The 17899-nt window shown below is 40.8% G+C and carries 18 protein-coding genes and 2 pseudogenes; 11 read left to right on the top strand and 9 right to left on the bottom strand.

The window, feature by feature from the left end; genetic code table 11:
• Positions 1-317: 317 nt before the first annotated feature.
• The 4 genes from SJY39_RS12030 to SJY39_RS12015 are packed head-to-tail and all read left to right on the top strand — an operon-like array spanning position 318 to position 3209.
• Positions 318-1523 (top strand): DUF1611 domain-containing protein, encoded by a 1206-nt coding sequence (locus SJY39_RS12030; protein ID WP_102338688.1) that lies wholly within the window; start codon positions 318-320, stop codon positions 1521-1523.
• Complete coding sequence (locus tag SJY39_RS12025) at positions 1520-2656, top strand: alanine/ornithine racemase family PLP-dependent enzyme (protein ID WP_102338687.1); 1137 nt, start codon at positions 1520-1522, stop codon at positions 2654-2656. Before SJY39_RS12030 ends, SJY39_RS12025 begins: the two co-directional genes overlap by 4 nt.
• Positions 2613-2978: a type II secretion system pilot lipoprotein GspS-beta gene (gspS2, locus tag SJY39_RS12020; RefSeq protein WP_390241968.1), complete on the top strand. Its 366-nt coding sequence runs from the start codon at positions 2613-2615 to the stop codon at positions 2976-2978. The genes SJY39_RS12025 and gspS2 overlap by 44 nt, the downstream gene beginning before the upstream one ends.
• A complete protein-coding gene (locus SJY39_RS12015) occupies positions 2979-3209 on the top strand; it encodes a hypothetical protein (protein ID WP_151416982.1) in 231 nt (76 codons plus the stop codon).
• Between the two features lie 164 nt (positions 3210-3373).
• Here SJY39_RS12015 and SJY39_RS12010 read toward each other — a convergent pair whose 3' ends face one another.
• The 4 genes from SJY39_RS12010 to SJY39_RS11995 all read right to left on the bottom strand — a co-directional run bounded on the left by SJY39_RS12010 (position 3374) and on the right by SJY39_RS11995 (position 6341).
• The gene (locus SJY39_RS12010) at positions 3374-3970 is read right to left on the bottom strand and encodes a tyrosine-type recombinase/integrase (protein WP_016792302.1); all 597 of its coding nucleotides are present in this window, start codon (positions 3968-3970) and stop codon (positions 3374-3376) included.
• Between the two features lie 327 nt (positions 3971-4297).
• Positions 4298-4996 (bottom strand): DUF2971 domain-containing protein, encoded by a 699-nt coding sequence (locus SJY39_RS12005; protein ID WP_102338684.1) that lies wholly within the window; start codon positions 4994-4996, stop codon positions 4298-4300.
• Between the two features lie 92 nt (positions 4997-5088).
• A complete protein-coding gene (locus tag SJY39_RS12000; RefSeq protein WP_102338683.1) occupies positions 5089-5508 on the bottom strand; it encodes a hypothetical protein in 420 nt (139 codons plus the stop codon).
• Positions 5509-5780: 272 nt separating this feature from the next.
• Positions 5781-6341 carry a hypothetical protein gene (locus SJY39_RS11995; RefSeq protein ID WP_102338682.1) on the bottom strand — a complete coding sequence of 187 codons (561 nt, stop codon included), beginning with the start codon at positions 6339-6341 and terminating at the stop codon, positions 5781-5783.
• Positions 6342-6702: 361 nt separating this feature from the next.
• Between SJY39_RS11995 and SJY39_RS11990 the strand changes: the two are divergent.
• A pseudogene (locus SJY39_RS11990) lies at positions 6703-7070 on the top strand (regulator).
• Positions 7071-7093: 23 nt separating this feature from the next.
• Here the strand turns inward: SJY39_RS11990 and SJY39_RS11985 are convergent.
• Positions 7094-7831 (bottom strand): hypothetical protein, encoded by a 738-nt coding sequence (locus SJY39_RS11985; protein ID WP_016793275.1) that lies wholly within the window; start codon positions 7829-7831, stop codon positions 7094-7096.
• A 305-nt stretch (positions 7832-8136) separates the two neighbouring features.
• Between SJY39_RS11985 and SJY39_RS11980 the strand changes: the two genes are divergently transcribed.
• Positions 8137-9168, top strand: a complete 1032-nt coding sequence (locus SJY39_RS11980; protein ID WP_102338956.1) for an IS110 family transposase — start codon at positions 8137-8139, stop codon at positions 9166-9168.
• Between the two features lie 666 nt (positions 9169-9834).
• On the opposite strand, the pseudogene SJY39_RS11975 reads toward SJY39_RS11980, so the two are convergent.
• A pseudogene (locus SJY39_RS11975) lies at positions 9835-10272 on the bottom strand (iron-containing alcohol dehydrogenase); the annotation flags it as partial.
• Between the two features lie 237 nt (positions 10273-10509).
• The gene (locus SJY39_RS11970; protein ID WP_155759356.1) at positions 10510-10797 is read right to left on the bottom strand and encodes a hypothetical protein; all 288 of its coding nucleotides are present in this window, start codon (positions 10795-10797) and stop codon (positions 10510-10512) included.
• A gap of 89 nt (positions 10798-10886) precedes the next feature.
• Here SJY39_RS11970 and yjjG point away from each other — a divergent pair, with 89 nt between their 5' ends.
• Together yjjG and yddG are read left to right on the top strand one after the other, a co-directional pair.
• Positions 10887-11561, top strand: a complete 675-nt coding sequence (yjjG, locus tag SJY39_RS11965; protein WP_010428904.1) for a pyrimidine 5'-nucleotidase — start codon at positions 10887-10889, stop codon at positions 11559-11561.
• Between the two features lie 190 nt (positions 11562-11751).
• Positions 11752-12681 (top strand): aromatic amino acid DMT transporter YddG, encoded by a 930-nt coding sequence (yddG, locus tag SJY39_RS11960; protein ID WP_010428906.1) that lies wholly within the window; start codon positions 11752-11754, stop codon positions 12679-12681.
• A gap of 39 nt (positions 12682-12720) precedes the next feature.
• Here the strand turns inward: yddG and SJY39_RS11955 are convergent, their stop codons facing one another.
• Positions 12721-13617 carry a cation diffusion facilitator family transporter gene (locus SJY39_RS11955; RefSeq protein WP_010428909.1) on the bottom strand — a complete coding sequence of 299 codons (897 nt, stop codon included), beginning with the start codon at positions 13615-13617 and terminating at the stop codon, positions 12721-12723.
• Positions 13618-13900: 283 nt separating this feature from the next.
• Here SJY39_RS11955 and SJY39_RS11950 point away from each other — a divergent pair, with 283 nt between their 5' ends.
• Positions 13901-14251 carry a hypothetical protein gene (locus tag SJY39_RS11950; protein WP_016769174.1) on the top strand — a complete coding sequence of 117 codons (351 nt, stop codon included), beginning with the start codon at positions 13901-13903 and terminating at the stop codon, positions 14249-14251.
• 60 nt (positions 14252-14311) lie between these two features.
• Here SJY39_RS11950 and SJY39_RS11945 read toward each other — a convergent pair whose 3' ends face one another.
• Positions 14312-15190 carry a LysR family transcriptional regulator gene (locus SJY39_RS11945; RefSeq protein ID WP_008218872.1) on the bottom strand — a complete coding sequence of 293 codons (879 nt, stop codon included), beginning with the start codon at positions 15188-15190 and terminating at the stop codon, positions 14312-14314.
• A 161-nt stretch (positions 15191-15351) separates the two neighbouring features.
• Between SJY39_RS11945 and SJY39_RS11940 the strand changes: the two genes are divergently transcribed.
• Entirely contained in the window at positions 15352-15951 is a 600-nt protein-coding gene (locus SJY39_RS11940) for a class I SAM-dependent methyltransferase (RefSeq protein ID WP_010428918.1), read from the top strand.
• Between the two features lie 328 nt (positions 15952-16279).
• Positions 16280-17845 carry a YjjI family glycine radical enzyme gene (locus SJY39_RS11935; protein ID WP_016785116.1) on the top strand — a complete coding sequence of 522 codons (1566 nt, stop codon included), beginning with the start codon at positions 16280-16282 and terminating at the stop codon, positions 17843-17845.
• Positions 17846-17899 lie beyond the last annotated feature (54 nt).

The raw sequence follows: 17899 nt of genomic DNA, 5'->3' as shown, positions 1-17899 counted from the left end.
CTGGACAGAAACGCGTTAGATCAAAAACTCTAACTCACTTAACTGATATTAGAAAAAGTATCTTGAAACCTTAAAGCTGAGAGGTTGATACGGCGACGTTGAACAATGAATCTTAGATCTCTAATCAGTCACGTTAGTATGAGTGAAGCCTGAAAGTGATAGACTTAGAAAGCGTATTAATAATAACCAACAAAAGTCTGGCGAGTGTGTTACCTTGGTTGTTATCCCTACCGCTTAGTGGGGACTTCTTTTCTTTTCCGAACTCGCATCTCGGCACTCCTTAGTTGCCCTCCTAAGCCTCACCGCAGGCTTTAATTATGTCCATTTCAACCCAAAAGTTAAGAAACATCTTCAAACTCACTAGAATTAAAAATGTAGAAATCAACAACGACGTACCCCATTCCGCACCTTGGTTACCACTTGCTCAGAAAGTAAATCCTGTCATCCCTTCGGCAATTATATATTGCGAAGGTAATTTCGGTGAAATTGATGGTAAAACCGCTAATGGGTTAGTGAGGCATTCATTAAGCTATCGTATTCTATCGGTTATTGATAGTGTATCTGCCGGCTTAGATGCTGGAGAAGTACTTGATAACAAAGCCAATGGAATACCGATCCTTGCCAATGCTGAAGAAGCTATCATTCACGCGGAAAGCATTCCCGATTACTTCATTTTTGGCATTGCGCCATCAAGTGGTTTTTTATCTGACTTAGATAAAAGCATCATTTTAAATGCCATGTCACTAGGAATGAACATCGTAAATGGCTTGCATGAATTCCTAACTGATGATCCTCTATTTTTAGAAGCTAGCTTAAAGAATAACGTTCGAATATTCGATACTCGCAAACCCAAAAGTAAAGGCGATCTGAAAACGTTTAGCGGCAAAATACACAACGTTAAATGTCCGAGAATTGCTGTAATGGGGACGGATTGCGCGCTAGGAAAACGAACAACAGCAACAATATTGGCGAATGAACTGACTAGAAAAGGCCTTAACGTCGTTCTGATTGCCACTGGTCAAACAGGTATTATGCAAGGCGCACAATACTGCGTTGCACTCGATGCTGTCCCTTCACAATTTTGTGCCGGTGAGTTGGAATCTGTCATTGTACAGGCCTATGAAAAAGAAAATCCGGACCTGATTATTATTGAAGGGCAAGGAGCCTTGAGTCACCCTGCGTTTTCAACCAGCGCATTTATCTTACGTGGCAGTTGTCCAGCGGGTGTGATATTGCAACATGCTCCTAAACGTTTATATCGTAGTGATTTTCCTGATTGCCCAATGCCTTCGATTGCCTCAGAAATCAATCTTATCGAAACGTTTTCTAATACCGATGTTATTGGACTAACACTGAATCATGAAGATATGTCTTTAGATGAAACACGCTGTGTGATAGACAGCTACACTACCGAATTTGGTATACCGGTTACTGATGCATTATCACAGCCTGTCGAACATCTACTGCACATCGTAACGTCAGCCTTCCCTATGATAGCAAGAAAACTGGCCGCAAAAGGGTGAACTACCCTAGATTAGACATTGATTGTGGGAAGATTCACCATAACGCTCAGTTCCTGATTACTCAGCTCTCACTAAAAAATATATCCGTTACACCTGTAACAAAAGCCTTCCTCGGCCACCCTATCATCGCACAAGTTCTTATTGATGCTGGCGCAACAATGTTAGCCGATTCAAGAATCGAAAATCTTCAAAAGATGACTGAATCTGGCATTGCTATCCCTAAAATGCTGATACGTACACCCATGCTAAGTCAAGTGGCGAGCGTAATAAAATACAGTGATATGAGTTTAAACTCTGAAGTTGAAGTGATTCAGAGGCTTTCACATGCAGCGGAACAACAAAATTGCCGTCACGGTATCATTATTATGGTTGAGCTTGGCGATCTCAGAGAAGGTGTGATGCCCCATCATATTATTGATTTTATCCGAGAAGTTATTTCTTTACCAAACATCACGATAAAAGGAATTGGTACGAATTTGGCCTGTCGGTATGGTGTCGCTCCAGATGATCAAAATATGAATATTCTTTCTGAGCTTGCCGATGGAATTGAAGCTACATTTGGGATCAGTCTAGAAATTATTTCAGGGGGTAATTCTGCTTCAGTTAACTGGGCTCTTCAGAGAACAGGCTTAACTCGAGTAAATAACCTTCGTATAGGAGAAGCAATTTTTTTAGGCTGTGAGCCTTTAGAGCACGAAAATATCAAAGGCTTACATACGAATGCGGTTTCTTTGACCGCTGAAGTGATTGAATCCAAGACTAAACCGACTTTGCCTTGGGGGAGTCGGGGGTTAAATGCTTTTGGTGAAAAAGAAAGCCTTCAAGATAGAGGGGAGGTCTCACAAGCTATTCTAGCATTAGGCCGCCAAGATGTTTGTGTCAGCGGGCTTAAGGCTCCGAATGGGATTAAGATCATGTCTTCAACCAGTGATCATCTTGTCCTTGAATCCTCACAAAAACCACTATTTGTAGGGGAAAAAGTCACATTCGGTTTAGATTACAGTGCGCTCTTATCTTCTATGTCTTCACGTTATATCCAGAAATATTTTAAGGCACCTAAAGGGAGAAGAAAGCAAGAAGGAACGCATAATGCTACGAACAGCAGTAATTATTTCCGTCAGTGTCATGCTTAACGGTTGTCAGATAAGCCCAATGAAATCTAGTGGGCTTGCCGATTATAGAGCGACGGTTATCTCAAGCCAACTGCCACAAGAGTTAGGCTCAATCACAATCGTAAATGCTCAGTCAGAGGGCAATAGTGTCACTCTTGTTTTCATAAAAAAGAAAACTTTGAATATGGACCGATTAGTAGAAAAAGTCGCCGTTAGTTTTTGTGACAACATCGAAATAAGACCACTATTAGACAGCGGGATCTCTTATCGAATCATTACCTTAGGAAAAAATGATAAAGTAGAAAGCCTTAACGTCATTTCTCTAACACAGTGCCCTAATTAAATGTGTTGTACTCGAATGGATAAAAGCCAATACGAGTTGTTCAATATACTTAATGACATTATTTTATTGAAGTTTGACCGTCTTACGCCTTGGGAAAAAAACTTTATCACGGAGTTACACCATAAGGTCGTAACTAGACAACTCATTTCAATTAAACAAAAACAGCTTGCTTTAAAAATTTCAATGAAAGCCTATAGATCAAAGAAGAAAAACGCGCGTTCCAACGTTTAATTTAAGCTTGTGTATACCTAACCTGTTCAAGGTCCTCTAAACCTTGGACAGATTAGTAGTATTTGCACTTAACGTATTGAAAATAATCAAGTGTAGCGGTGAATGGGTAACAACTTTCAGCGTAATAGCAATTGAAACACCTAAGTATTTAGGTTCCTTTTCGATTAACACTCAGTACCTTCTGAAAGCAACAATGCATCTTCTAATTCAACCCCAAGATAGCGGATTGTATTATCTACCTTGGTATGACCAAGTAGTAGCTGCACCGCTCGGATATTTTTCGTTTTTGCGTAGACTAACGTCGCTTTTGTTCGCCTCATCGAGTGAGTGCCATACAAGTTAGGATCCAACCCCAGATTAGAAGCCCATCTCCTCACTAAGTATCGATAGTACGAATAGCTAATCGGTTGTTGCTTTCGCCTTTGGCTTGGGAAAATAAAATTGCTGTCATGTAGCGAAGCCATCAAAATCCATTTCATTAGACTCTGTTGAGTTCTTGTCGTTATCTCAAATTGAACTTCAATATCTGTTTTGCGCTGGATATGCTTAACGCGGTTAAATATCCTATCTTGCGAAGATACATCGCAAACTCTGAGAACGAGCAAATCACTTGCTCTAAGTTTGCTATCAATAGCTAAGTTGAGCAACGCAAGCTGCATCAAATTATTTTCAATTTCTAATCTGGTTCTGATCCGCCAAATTTCCTCAAGCCGAAAAGGCTTTTTGACGCCACTTCGTTTCGTTTTGTTGAAAACTACCATGATGACCTCCTTTTTAATTTGGTCATCACGATTGTAGTTGGAAGGAAATGGACACTTTCGAGCTAGAAAGTGCCATGGGTAGAAATTCAACCAAAGAAACTCTTGGACATTTCCGAGCCAGTGACTTTGCTAAATTAGTAATTCATGAATAACTACAGGTATGGAAAGTCATTAACTTGGTGTCCAGCGTGAATGGACCAGCTCAAGGTGCAATGCCCCTCGATCATCATCGAATAATTTACTTAATGAAAGTGGCTTCGGGCTTGTTCAACACTCGGGATTAACTGTTGGCTGCACAACGCTTAATCCTTATTTGCTAAGTTTCTTTTACCGATGGACAAACTGTTCTCTATAATGGTCTATCTCCAAGCATTTTGAGCATTTTGAGCATTCTTCGCTTTCACGGTAATAGACTCTTTTGCTTCCTATGGTCATTTGCAGACGTTCAACAATGCTGTCCCCCTTACCTTTAAGCTGAACAACTTGTAAATCAGGCTTACAGCAGTTAAGAATCCCTTGCAATAGATTTACTGTTGAGGCTTGTACTTTAGGTCCGAGTATCAATTTTGTCACGGCAATCGGTACATATGTGTCCAATGTGATGCAACGGAACTCTTTCTCATATTTCCAGCTCGAATCCTTATATTTTAGAATTTCTCTAGCTTTATCTGTTGTTAATTGATTTTTAGAAACTTTCGGCTTGTTGCGATAGGAAACTTTAACAACTTCCGAAATTGGTAGCAGTTCAAACTCAATAGCACAACCACGCCCACCATCTGCATAATGTGCCCACATTAATGTGTTTGAGTCGTCTGGAGTAAAACAACATACTCGAAGCTCTTCGAGTATGTTCTTCCAAGTTTCTTCTAGGTCATCGGGGATTGTACCATCAACCTTAATGACTCCCTCCATGGGGTCATTAAGCTCACTATACTTACTTGCATACAACCTTTCTCGAAGCAATATATCCAATACGAACTCAAAATTATTTAATGATTTGTATTTGTAAAATGTATTTTTTTTCACTTGAACTACCTTTGAAACCAAACTTAGCTGAGTTAAGTAGTAGCAACGCCTCCACTGAACTTAAACGCTTGTATATTTGGGGTCACGTCTATCTACAATAAGTAAGAGCTATCACAAACACGACATCGCCACTGTGTTGACACATATTGGTCATCGAGCATACCTTCTTCGATGTAAAACAAATGATAGTGTTGCTGTATTCCTTCAACGCATCGAGTACAAAATGGAGTCTTATCGAATTCAGCCCAATATAGAAAACCGTCAAAGGTCAGGTTTTGTTTTTGTTGTAACTTAGATGTTAGCTCTTCAATTTTTCGATCTTTGGCTCGAAGTTCATCTTGTAAGTCGGTGAGTTCTACTTTTACATCAGCTAGACTACTCAGCAACTCAGCTATGTGGAGCTTAAACTCCGCAGCCTCCAAAGTAGAATTACTATCTTTAATCAGCTTAGCAATGTCAGAGGCCGTTTTCACACTTGATAAAACAGCGGAAATTGTTGCTATATCAGCCATATGTCGCCCCTATCAACTAAAAAATATAACGCTTATTAGCCGACAAATTGTCGTCTTTTTCTCTTACATAATGCACTCTTAGTCATATTACTTCAATTAGCACTCAAAGGAATACTAGGTGACAAAATGTCACCTAAAAATGGGCTCGCTAAGTTATCAACTCAATCGGATAAATTTGAGTAGAGCAATTTCAGATTAATAAGATATGAATGAGTAAAGGCCTGACAAGGAAAGGGGCAGACCTGCGATACAATGCTCTGCCCTGAAACTAATCACTGTGCAATCTTTACTTCGTACTTACTGTCAATTTTTCCCTCTAACCTTCCAAGCTCCTGAATTAGTTTTTTATATTCTTTTTGCTCTCGCTTTGACAGTTCGATTTCTCCATGCTGGTACGCTCGCTCTCCTCGATTCATAAACTCAAATAGTTTATTGTTCAAGTGCAAAAATCTATTAACGATAGGATCGTTTATTAGGGGCTTTCGAATATTGTTAATTTGCTGATTCTTATACTCAGTATTACTATCTGGGACAAATAAAATACTCCTACAGTTTGAAATATTTCTTCGAGGATTAAGGTCTAAGTATTCCCCATCAGATTTTAGCCAAACAGCATGAAATTCAGCTTCTATAAATACACCTACTTTTTCCCAGATTGCCCACCCAGAAATCAGTGAACCACCAAATTTATCAATTTTATTTTGGACTAATTGAAAGCATTCATTTTCGCTTTCTTGGTACTGAGGCTCGCTTACAACTTCGATTGGCAGAGACTCACCTAACGATGAACAAAATTCAACAACATGCGAATCAGACATACGTGCAACTCTCATTACCTCTCCTTTACCTAACTGATGTTTTCCCAAGCAGTTAGACAGATTACTTGCATTACGAAAAGTAAGTCAAATGACGCTTTGGTGAAGTGAGTGGTTAATCGCCTCAAAGAAGAAATGGGGCAGATCTTAGCTAGCTGGCACTTTTTATAAAAGTGCCATAAGTAAAACTTCAGGTCTATGAAGCCTCTGGACATAAATGTGTTTCAGGAATTCTAACATTAGCGATTAATGAATAACTTTTTATAAGACAAATTTGCCAATTAGTACTTCTTCGTACAGTACGCACATTGTCTGATTATATTTAATGGCGCATATATTATAAATGCAATGCAACCTCTTGTATTTAGAAGTTTTATCATTGAATTATCGCGAAATGAGTAAGAATTACATTTTTCGAGAGTTAGAGTGCCAAATGACCAAAGAAGAGGTTGCTGAACTGTGTTTTAAATCGGTGAGAACTGTCACAGGTTGGGATGAGAAGAATCCTATTCCACCCGAGTGCAAAAGGCTTATGAGAATGACAAAGGTCGGGAACTAAGCATTAGTGAAGATTGGGTACAGCTCAAAATGTTATACGACAGGATGGAGCTGCCGACTGGCCAAGTGGTGAGACCACAACAAATACTAGCAGGAATTGCGCTTTTGGGGGGTCAAGCTGAGCTAGAGATTAAGACCTCAACGTATTTACTTGGAGTTGCTAGAGCCATCGCAAGGATAAAAAAGTAATCAAAAAGGCTCTGAGAGGAGCCTTATGAAATTTCCAGTATCAGTTTCTGCTCAATTTCTTGAATGTGCTTGCCAAACTCAAAAGCAATACCGAAAAAATTAGTTTGACAGTATAGAGTAGTAGCTTGGTTTATAGTCGAATTAATTTCGTAAGGGTGTGTAGACTTAAGTATCAAGTTATCAAATTGAAGAGTACTTCCTTCATCAATAAGATGATTTAGCCTATTACACTTAAATAAAAGATCTTTCAAGTCTGAGAAAATATCTCCTTCGAACTTAAAAGAGGTCTTTAAGCTTCTAGATACTTCAGGTGAATTAGAATTGTTCAGCTCAAAAACGTAATACTTTTTCATTAGAACTTTAATTCGTTTCATTGTGAGTGAGGACTTTTGAATAAAAATACGCTCTTTTTCGTTTGGGAAGACCGGATTGTTTGCATCATTCTCTTGAGGTGCTTTCGGGTTCTTTTGATAATCTTGTAAGGCTACGCGAGCAAAAGCTTCGTGTAGATTATCGTCTAATTCGACTAACTCAACTAAGATTTCTCTTATCGTTTGTTTTTGAGTGCCAATTGTGTCCTTACGAACCCAGTAATAATAAGCTTTTCCTGCAAGCCAGAAAGCTAGAATTGTAGAGATATTTGATGCTAGAGATAACCAATTAAAAAGAGAGGTTTCGAAAAATGATCCAATTAGAGTACCAACAAGCAAAAGAGATATAACACAAAAGGCGACACTAAATTTTTCAAAAAAACTTTCCATCAAGTTTAATCATCGAGTTTGTAAAGATGTTGATTTTACTCCTTTCAAAAGTTCCTGCAATAAATCGAAAGATTAAAATACTAAAGCGCTAAGAAGATCAAACGTTGATAGTTTGGACGAATTTACCCCCATGATACAACACGGGGATTCACAACTAACAGCATTAGAAGAGTGGATAACTTTTAGTAAGGCAAAACCCAATTAACAGGATATGAATGAGTATTTACTCTGACTTGATGTATGGAATCCACTCCCTCTCTGCAAATCTACACTTAGCAGAGTCACGAAAATTCGAGGGTTCCAATATGTTGACGAATAATGTTATCGCTATCGATTTAGCAAAAAATGTTCTTCAAGTGTGTCATATCAGTATTCATGGTGAAATGCTGTCTAATAGACCTCTTAGTCGGCAAAAAATGAAAGAGTTTCTTGCTAAAGCAAAGCCCTCAATTGTTGCTATGGAGGGATGTTGTGGTTGCCATTATTGGGGACAACTGGCAGAAAAGTACGGACATGAAGTGCGGACCATTAACCCAAAGAAAGTAAAAGGTTACTTAGAGGGTCATAAAACCGATCATAATGATGCACTAGCAATTGCTAATGCAGCTATCCAGATAGGAATTAAGTTCAGTCGCCCCAAGTCACTTAAACAACAATCGATGCATTCTTTAGAAACTAGCCGTAGATTCTTATCTCGTAGTGTTGTTTCCCTAGCGCTTCACATTAGAGGGACAATTTTGGGCTACGGGATAGCAAACCCTAGAGGTGAAAAAGGCTTAAAAGCGTCGGTTCAAACAGTGCTTGATGGCGATACATCAATACCCGCCAATGTCGTATCCGTTCTGTCGATGCTGTGGGAGCAATATAAAGAACTTAAAGCAAAACTCATCGCATTCGGAAAAGAGAAAAATGCTTTAACCCGTCAGATAGAACCGTGCCAACGATTAATGGACATTGAAGGTGTTGGTGAAACAACTGCTGCGATGCTCTATACAACTCTTGGTGATGGAAAGCAGTTCAAGAATGGAAGACAAGCTTCAGCGTTTGTTGGTCTTACACCTAAACAGCACAGCTCAGGTGGCAAAGTTTTTATGATTGGGAGCGATAAATGCGGTGATGTGAAGGAGCTACGCTCGCTTCTTTATCTTGGCGCAATGTCTTACGTTGGACGACTACCCGAAAAACCGAAGACTCAGAAGGACGCTTGGTTGAGGAGCATCATAGATCGTATCGGCTTCAAGAAGGCCTGCATTGCACTGGCTAACAAAGTGGTACGGACTGCATGGGCGATGCTTCGGTATGAGACTGAATATAAACCAGTATTACTCACTAATTAAGCACTAACAAATTCTAAAATTTTACAAAATGATGATGCATAAAAGGTAAGACCAACCTACTGAAAACCTGACCAAAATGTGACGCTTTAAGAGGCTGATAACTCGATGAGGACAGTAGGTGCGCAAAACATCAAAGGCTAGAAGGTAGCGCCTTCAATAAGAAGCCGAATATACGACCGCATCTTAACTTTTATTGCCAAAATCACTTTGTAAATACGTGGATTCCATATAGATTTTGGGGCACAAACGTTTTAGAGTTGTAGCACTCAGGCTCTAGACCCGAACTAAAACAAATATACTATTAAGACCAAAAACCAAACAAAAGCTGAACAGAGCTAATGATGATTAGTGGTAAATAAATTCTAATCCGACTAGTTTATTTTTTAGTTTCTGAGACTAAATCATTCCTTCGAGATTGATAGGAAGTAAAATTCTGGATCAATTAGGAAGCCTTCACAGTTCAGTGGCTTTAAATTCTGCCGCTTATCCATAGAGCCACAATCAAAATCTAGCCGCCTTGATAAAGCATAAGTAAATTAGTGGGTTGACGTTCTCTGGGGGGAGGGGGAATGTTGTTATATCTTTATGGCATAGAGAGGAATTGATGAAAACAAAATGTCCAACTTTTAGCCCACCACTTTACGTCCAACTTTTTAGCCCACCGTAGGTCATCTCAGACGCTGTTCCTGCCGTGGTATTAATCGCAATCAACGGCATCATTGGCTTTTCAGACTGATCAACGCCTTCGTAATCAGCAATCTTGCCACCATTAGAAGCAACCAGTGCGATACCTTTTGCGCAGTCATGCGGAGAGCCACCACCAAGAGACACAACAAAATCACAATCATTGTCTGTAAGCAGTTCAAGGCCATCATTAACGTTGGTGATGGTAGGGTTTGGTTGAGTGCCATCGAAGACAACAGCTTCAACACCACGTTGGTTAAGAAGATCTTGGACCTGCTTTACCACACCAATTTGGTTCAGGATTTTATCGGTAACAATAAGCCCTTTTTTAAAGCCTTGAGACTGAATGCTATCAGCAGCATCTTTCAAACAGCCTGTGCCCATGAAGTTGATTGTAGGGATGTAGAATGCACTAGACATTGGAAAACTCCGTTAATTATGATTTTTGGTTTCTTTTATGTTGTCGGTAATCAGAAGGGAGTCTTTTGATCTGAGATAAGTTTGAGCCCGAACTACCACTTTGTAATTATGTGGTGTGATAGGGCTCATATAGCAATCGTTTTTATGGTTTTATTGTGTGTTTATTATCAACATCGAAAAGCTGAATTTTGGTAGATATGCAGGGATATTGATGAATAATGTGGCGAAAAATACACATTATCGTCTTGGTTCATCTTCGTTAGAAAGGATTATTTCAAGTTCAGGCTGGGTTAGACTGTGTGTAGGTTCTGCTTCTGAAATTTCATTTTCTTCTGGCTCTTTATCATAGTATTTAACAAGAAAAGGAGTAAGCATGATAGATGACGGTAAGAAGTGCTTCATAATACCTCCGGGTATTTGAGTGTATTTCTTGTATGGTATTGGTTTAATATGTGGCAAAATTTGCGATACATCATGACTTGTTGCTTGTTTTCTATAAATTCTTAGAACTATATTCAGGCTCACAAAAATGGTAGTAGAATGAACACTTAGCCTTTGAGGCTAAGAAAGAACAAAAATAACACGGCTAGATAGCGCGAATAATAGGACAGATAATGAAGTACGATTGGATATTCTTTGATGCAGATGAAACCTTGTTCCATTTTGATGCTTATCAAGGAATGAAGCTGATGTTTTCTCGTTTTGGGGTGGATTTCAGCGAGCAAGATTATTCGGCTTACCAAAAGGTTAATTTACCACTTTGGGTTGATTACCAAGATGGTCGTATTACCGCAGACCAACTGAAACACACCCGCTTCGAAAGCTGGGCCGAGAAACTAGAAACAACAACGGCTGCTTTAAACAGTGCATTTTTAACAGCGATGGCAGACATCTGTTCATTATTACCGGGTGCACAAGAGTTGATGGAGTCTTTAAAAGGCAAAGTGAATATGGGCATCATTACTAACGGTTTTACAGAGCTGCAGTCAATCCGTTTAGAGCGCACCGGAATGACAGATTACTTTGATCACGTGATTATTTCTGAAGAGGTTGGGGTAGCCAAACCGGACGCCCAGATTTTTGAATATGCACATAAGCTGGTGGGATTTCCATCCAAGCAAAGAGTGTTGATGGTTGGAGATAACCCGCATTCAGATATTCTAGGTGGGCTAGATTTTGGTATCGAGACTTGTTGGTTAAACAGCCAAGAAAAGGCAATACCTGCGGGTATCAACCCTCATTATCAAGTTAAGTCACTGGCTGACTTACAAGCGCTTTTATTGGCTTAGGCAATAACAACTAGCACCAACGAATACGCAATAACAAATAGTTTATTTCGTAAATTGCTCAATATTCGGAAGTCGCTTAAGTTTTCGCAAATTAATAACCGATGGCCGAGTACGAAAATGTACTCGGCCAAATATTTTAAACTTGGTTTAGCTTACAGAGTGATGACCACAAACAGATAAAGGAAGAGGCGTGCTGAAATCTCATCGTTATAGCTGCTACGGTATTATCGCCATTTTATTGTGGAGCTGCTTGATTGCTCTGTCTCGTAGTGTGTCAGAACAGCTTGGTCCAGTTGGTGGTGCCGCCAGTCTCTACACTGTGAGTGCGCTGTTGTTAGTGTGTGTGATGGGGTTACCAAAACTGTCACGCTTCTCTAAGTCTTATCTACTGATCGGTGGCGCGCTGTTTGTTTGCTATGAGATTTTCTTGGCTCTTGCTTTGGGAATGGCGAACAGTCGACATCAGGCAATAGAAATGGCCGTTATCAACTATTTATGGCCAGCACTGACGGTGTTATTTGCGGTGCTACTGAGCGATAAGAAGATTAACTGGTTGGTTTATCCAAGTATCTTCTTGGCATTTTTTGGGGTGGCTTGGAGCATCAGTGGTGATCAAGGTCTTTCTGTCGACCAAATTGCAGCCAACATTGCGACCAACCCAAAAACTTATTCAATGGCGTTCTTTGGTGCGATTATTTGGGCTGTTTATTGTAATTACACCCAGCGCGTTGCGAAAGGGCAGAATGCGATTGTGCTGTTCTTTATCGCTACGGCGGTCACTCTGTGGATTAAATACGCACTGAGTGATGAAACCGGTATGGTAATGACAACCAGTGCTGCAATTGATTTAGCATTAGCTGGCGCTTGTATGGGCGCAGGCTATGCACTTTGGAACACGGCGATTCTTGGTGGCAACATGGTGTTTTTGGCAACCATGTCGTACTTTACGCCAATCTTCGCGACGCTACTTTCCTCGGTGATTTTGGGCTTGTCATTGACTATGACGTTTTGGCAGGGCGTATGTATGGTAACGATTGGCTCTTTAGCTTGCTGGTGGGTAACAAGAGAAAAACCGACGGCAAAGGCGTCGGCTTCTAAAAAGGTTCAATCTCAGTCTTAATTTGCGCTTATGTCCCAGCGTCATTTGCTAGGTGAAAGCTTAGCTCGCGACATTGAGGTTCAGTTGCAGCTCATAAGGCATTTTAGATAAGCGTCGCTTAAGTTGGCGGCGCGTACGTTCTATATCATCGACCGCAATGGCTTGTTGGTTGTTGGTATGGATATCAACGTTAATTCTTAGCTCCGGCCCAACCTTTGTTACACCGATTAGCTCTAAATCTTGCTCTGCATCTTTGTCTACAGCGATAACGTTTTTATCTACCGTGTCACAAATATCTTTGGTTGCCGACATCATAAGCAGTTCACGCATTGCTTCTCTTAGCATATCGAAAGGTACTTTGATGAAGTAGAAAGACATCAGCAACATCATCGTTGGATCAGCATATACTGCGTACTCTGCTAGCGGAGAAAAAGTAATTAACCAAGCCGCCACGAAACCTGCCGTTACCGCTACACTCAACAGTGTATCCATTTGCCACTGCTTAGATTCAGCTTGAATCAGACCAGAAGAAATACGCTTACTTTTATTGGCGATGTACCACCAAGCGTAACCACAACCCAATACGTTGAAAATACCAAACAGAGTCGCGATAGAAGCATCGACTTCACGACCACCTGTCATCAAAGCACCGATCGCTGAATACAATGAGTAACCAACCACAAGCAGAATAACAATGGCTTTAATTGCGATAACAATCGGTTCGATGATCGCTCGACCAAACGGGAACTCTGTGTCTGAAGGGCGATTAATGTATTTTGAGGCAGCTAGTGACAATAAAGTTAACAGTAAGCTAATGAGAGAATAGACACCGTCAAATACTATGACTAGAGAGCCGACGAGAAGGCCTAATACCAGTCCACCGGTGGCGAAGCCTGATGCTAAAAGGGCTGAGAACAAGAGTACTCCGTTTTCGTTTTGGCTTTTCCTGTCACACATAATATTTTCCAGATGTTTTTGATAACTTCATTGTTCTAATATTGAGTTGGCTTTACAAACTTTATCTGATGATGGTTACATGCATTATTTAATTTTAATAAATAAATCTATAATATTCATATATTTAGTTTTATTTTTAGGTGTCACTAAAATTGACGATGACTGTTTTTGGGGTAAAGTGTGCAAGCGAAATAGGATGGTTTATCATTAGTTAAATATATCTGTTGTTGTGCATTTTATAGATGTGTGAATTTGAACTGCTATTACCAAGGAGTAGGTGCATATGAAGTTTGACGATATCAGTGATAACGAGTTGTGGGTGATTGCTAACCCGATCATGGATAATCTGATGGAAGGTTCAACCAAAATTGACCATGATCTGCATTGCAGGGACTTTACTCAGCGAATGAAAGATATTGTTACGCCAGATTACTTAGAAAAGGTGTGCCATCATTATCAACATAGCAATGGCTTTTTTGCTGAGCGTGAGCCTGTCGCGCTGTTTAGACGTTCCGATTCAATTGCCTTTGTTTGGAAGCAAGCATACACGATTGCTAGAGGCGAATTTGTGGCTGAAATGGTGCTGGTAGAAGAAGACGGTCGCTACTTGGTAGACCATGTGATGGTTTTCTAATCTAGGAAGTCTATGATCGTTTTGCATCGATTTGGAAATCACCTGTTTAGATATTAACCGTTAGAAATCAAACAAGTAGTCGCTGAGCTGGTCGGCTAACCAATTCATTCCTGGATGTTCAGCCATCCCTGCTGCTGTAAACATGCAGTAATCCTCTTGCGTCAAGCCGTAAGTGTGCTTGATCACCGCTAATTCCTGCTCGCGCAATAAATGACGAATTAATGGTTCAGGCATTACGCCCCAAGCTTCTTCTCGTAAGATTGTATCTAGCATAAAGTCAAAGCTAGAGAAGCCGATGTAACGGCGAGAGAATGGCTCAAGCTCAGGATTATCCTTTTCGTTAAGGTAAACCATGGTCGCTTGCATTGAATTTCTCAATACTTCATCAGAAACACGTCGCATCGCACTCAGATCATGCCCTTTCTTACACACAGACATCATTCGAATTTTACCGAGTGGATTGTAGATAATCCTTGGATCGTCAACACGTTCGTAATCGACACCAAATGCGAAGTCGACTTGTTGGGTTTCAACGAGGTTAGCTAAGTCGCCGCTCGACGCGAGAACGAAGTTGAATGAAGTCGACGGGTACTTGTTGTTTAAGGTATGAGATAAGTCCTGCCACATCTCATCGGGTAGGGAATCATCTCGTGCAATCCAAATCTCTGCGTTGAATTCGCCCGAGACATGCAGGCAGGTTTGTTTAATACGCGCAGCCGTTACTAACATGCCTTCGCAGTCTTTGTAGATGGCTTTACCTGCTTCAGAGAGTTCAACGTGGTTTCCGCTGCGCACGAACAGTTCGACATCTAACTCTTTTTCCAAGGCTTTAATCGACATACTGAGTTTGGTTCGGTTGCATTCAAGATGTCGCGCTGCTTCAGATACTGACCCTAAATCAGCAACAGAACAAAAGGCTTGGACTTGAGAAAGGTTCATTTCATTTCCATATTGAGCGGGTGTCGGTGCATATTATCTGAATATTGTGCTGACTATCTTAGAAATAGTCCATCTTTGCATGATAACTCTATGACGAATTGACTAATTTGGTTTACTCTGGAGAAGTTCCGAACCTACAAGAAGTAAAGATGGAGGCCATGATGGCGAAACAATGGGACGAATACGCCGTTGATTGGGATAAAGATCCCGCGACCGCAGTATTCGCACAGTCCGTATTTGACCAGTTAACACAGCTCGTTAATTTGAACGGAACCCGTGTCCTTGATTTTGGTTGTGGTACAGGACTACTCAGCCAGAAAATATCTCCTTTAGCAAAAGAGATCATCGCACTTGATATCTCCGAAGGGATGATTGAAGAGTTAGATAAGAAAGAGTTACCCAACGTTGAACCTGTTGTTGATCTTTTATCGCGCGGACTTGCAGCGCAGCATCCAGCATTCAGAAACCAGTTTGACGTAGTGGTAGCTTCTTCGGTGTGTGGTTTTATCCCTAACTTACAAGACACAGTCAGTCTTATTTACACGTTGCTTGAAAACGATGGCACGTTTGTACACTGGGATTGGTACTTAGACAATGACAGTGATGATTATGGCGTTAGCCAACAGCGCTCTGAAAACGTATTAAGTGCAGCCGGTTTTTCAGTTGTCGAAGTATCAACACCGTTCTCGATTGATACGCCACAAGGTACTTTGAAAGTATTGATGGGTGTTGGACGAAAACAAGTACTTCCTCATCTGTAATAGAGAATACATCTTGAGCTAGCATTCAGAGTACTCCTTCAAACACTAAACCCACATTAACGACTTAAGGTCAGTGATGTGGGTTTTCTATTTTTAGTCGTTTGTGTTCCAAACAGGCGAGCTAGTGAGTGCTTTTTAATATCTTCATTACCACTACTAACGGCAATACTGATTTCCTCTTTCCCATTTTGATCATAGATAAATTAGTTACCGGCAAGTAATAAATTGGTAGTTTCCATTTTGGAAATGTATCGTTGACTACATTTCATTAGTGGAAATGTGGCTGTGAGATATAAAATAAACCCATAATAAGTTTAAGGGTTTCATCATGAGCCACCAATCTGCGTCATCTACTTCTTCACCACTTTCAGAACAACAACAACGCTTTAGCAATATCATTTCAGATGCCAACCTGTCTCCAAAACAGAAGTCGAGCTATCTTGCTTTAGAAGCCGAAGCCAGCCTGCCGTATATGCCGGTAAGTAACGAAGTAGAGGAAGCCTTACAACAAGGTGTGCTATGTGACATGTTTGAAGGCCACGCTCCATTTAAGCCGCGCTATGTACTTCCAGACTATTCTAAATACTTACATCAAGGCTCAGAGTATTTAGAGCTTAGCGCGGCAACCAATTTTGATGAAGCGTTGAACATGCTTACCATTATCTACCATCACGTTCCATCTGTGACGTCGATTCCGGTCTACCTAGGACAGCTGGATGATGTATTGATGCCTTTTGTTGGTGACCTAACCGATGAACAGGTATATCAAAAACTTAAGCTGTTCTGGATCATGTTGGATCGCACGCTTCCTGATGCGTTCATGCACGTTAATATCGGTCCAACAGACAACGTTGTGTGCCGTACGATTTTGCGCGTAGATGCTGAACTGAAGCAGATCGCACCAAACCTAACCTTTATGTACGACCCTGCTGTGACCCCTGATGATCTACTTCGTCATGCGGCAAGCAATATCTGCGAGTGCGGTAAACCACATATCGCAAACTATCCAGCGCATGCCGAGGCTTACGGCGACAAGCGTTTTGGTATTGTGAGCTGCTATAACTCTTTGCCTCTAGCGGGTGGTTCAAACACCTTGGTGCGTATGAACCTTAAGCAAGTGGCGTTGAAGTCTGAGGATAGTGCTGATTTCTTACGACAAGTATTGCCGAATTACAGTGGCAAAATGGTTGAACTGATGAACGCACGTAGCCGCTTCTTGCATGAAGAGTCTCACTTTTTTAAAGGCTTCCTGGCCAAAGAAGGCCTTATTGAAGAAGACCGATTTGCGCCAATGTTTGGCATTTATGGCATGGCTGAAGCGGTAAACATTCTGTTGGAAAAAGAAGGTAAAGCAGGGCGCTATGGTCACGATGAACAAGCTAATCAACTTGGTCACCGCATTTCTGAAAAGCTGGCTGAGATCGTTGAAAGCTCTGAAGTGAAGTATGGGCTTGAGGGTAAAGCTTTGCTGCATGCTCAAGGCGGTATTAGTTTAGATGAAGATGTGACTCCGGGTGTGCGTATTCCTTATGGCACCGAACCTGACCCAGTCTCTTACGTTCGCGCTACCGCGGGTCACCATAAGTTCTACACCTCGGGTATCAGTGACATTCTTACCATCGACGAAACAGTGAAATCTAATCCCGAAGCGATGTTCAATTTGTGCAAAGGGGCGATTCAAGCGGGTTACCGTGAGTTTACGGCTAACGTCGCGTCAAATGATCTGGTTCGCGTGACAGGTTATATGGTCAAGCTATCTGATATTGCAAAATATGATGAGCAAGGTTCACGTACCAATACCACATTCTTAGGTGCTGAAGCGGCTAAAAACACGGGCATTCTTGAGCGCAAACCACGAGTAGCGAGTTTAGAGATGTCACCGACGTACGCTTAATACTTAAGCGTACGTATGACAGTGAGCTTAAGTATCGTATTAATACTATGAATA

The sequence above is a fragment of the Vibrio sp. R78045 genome, from assembly GCF_042466085.1.
GTDB classification, from domain to species: Bacteria; Pseudomonadota; Gammaproteobacteria; order Enterobacterales; family Vibrionaceae; genus Vibrio; species Vibrio cyclitrophicus.
This window is presented reverse-complemented; position numbering and strand designations above follow the sequence as displayed.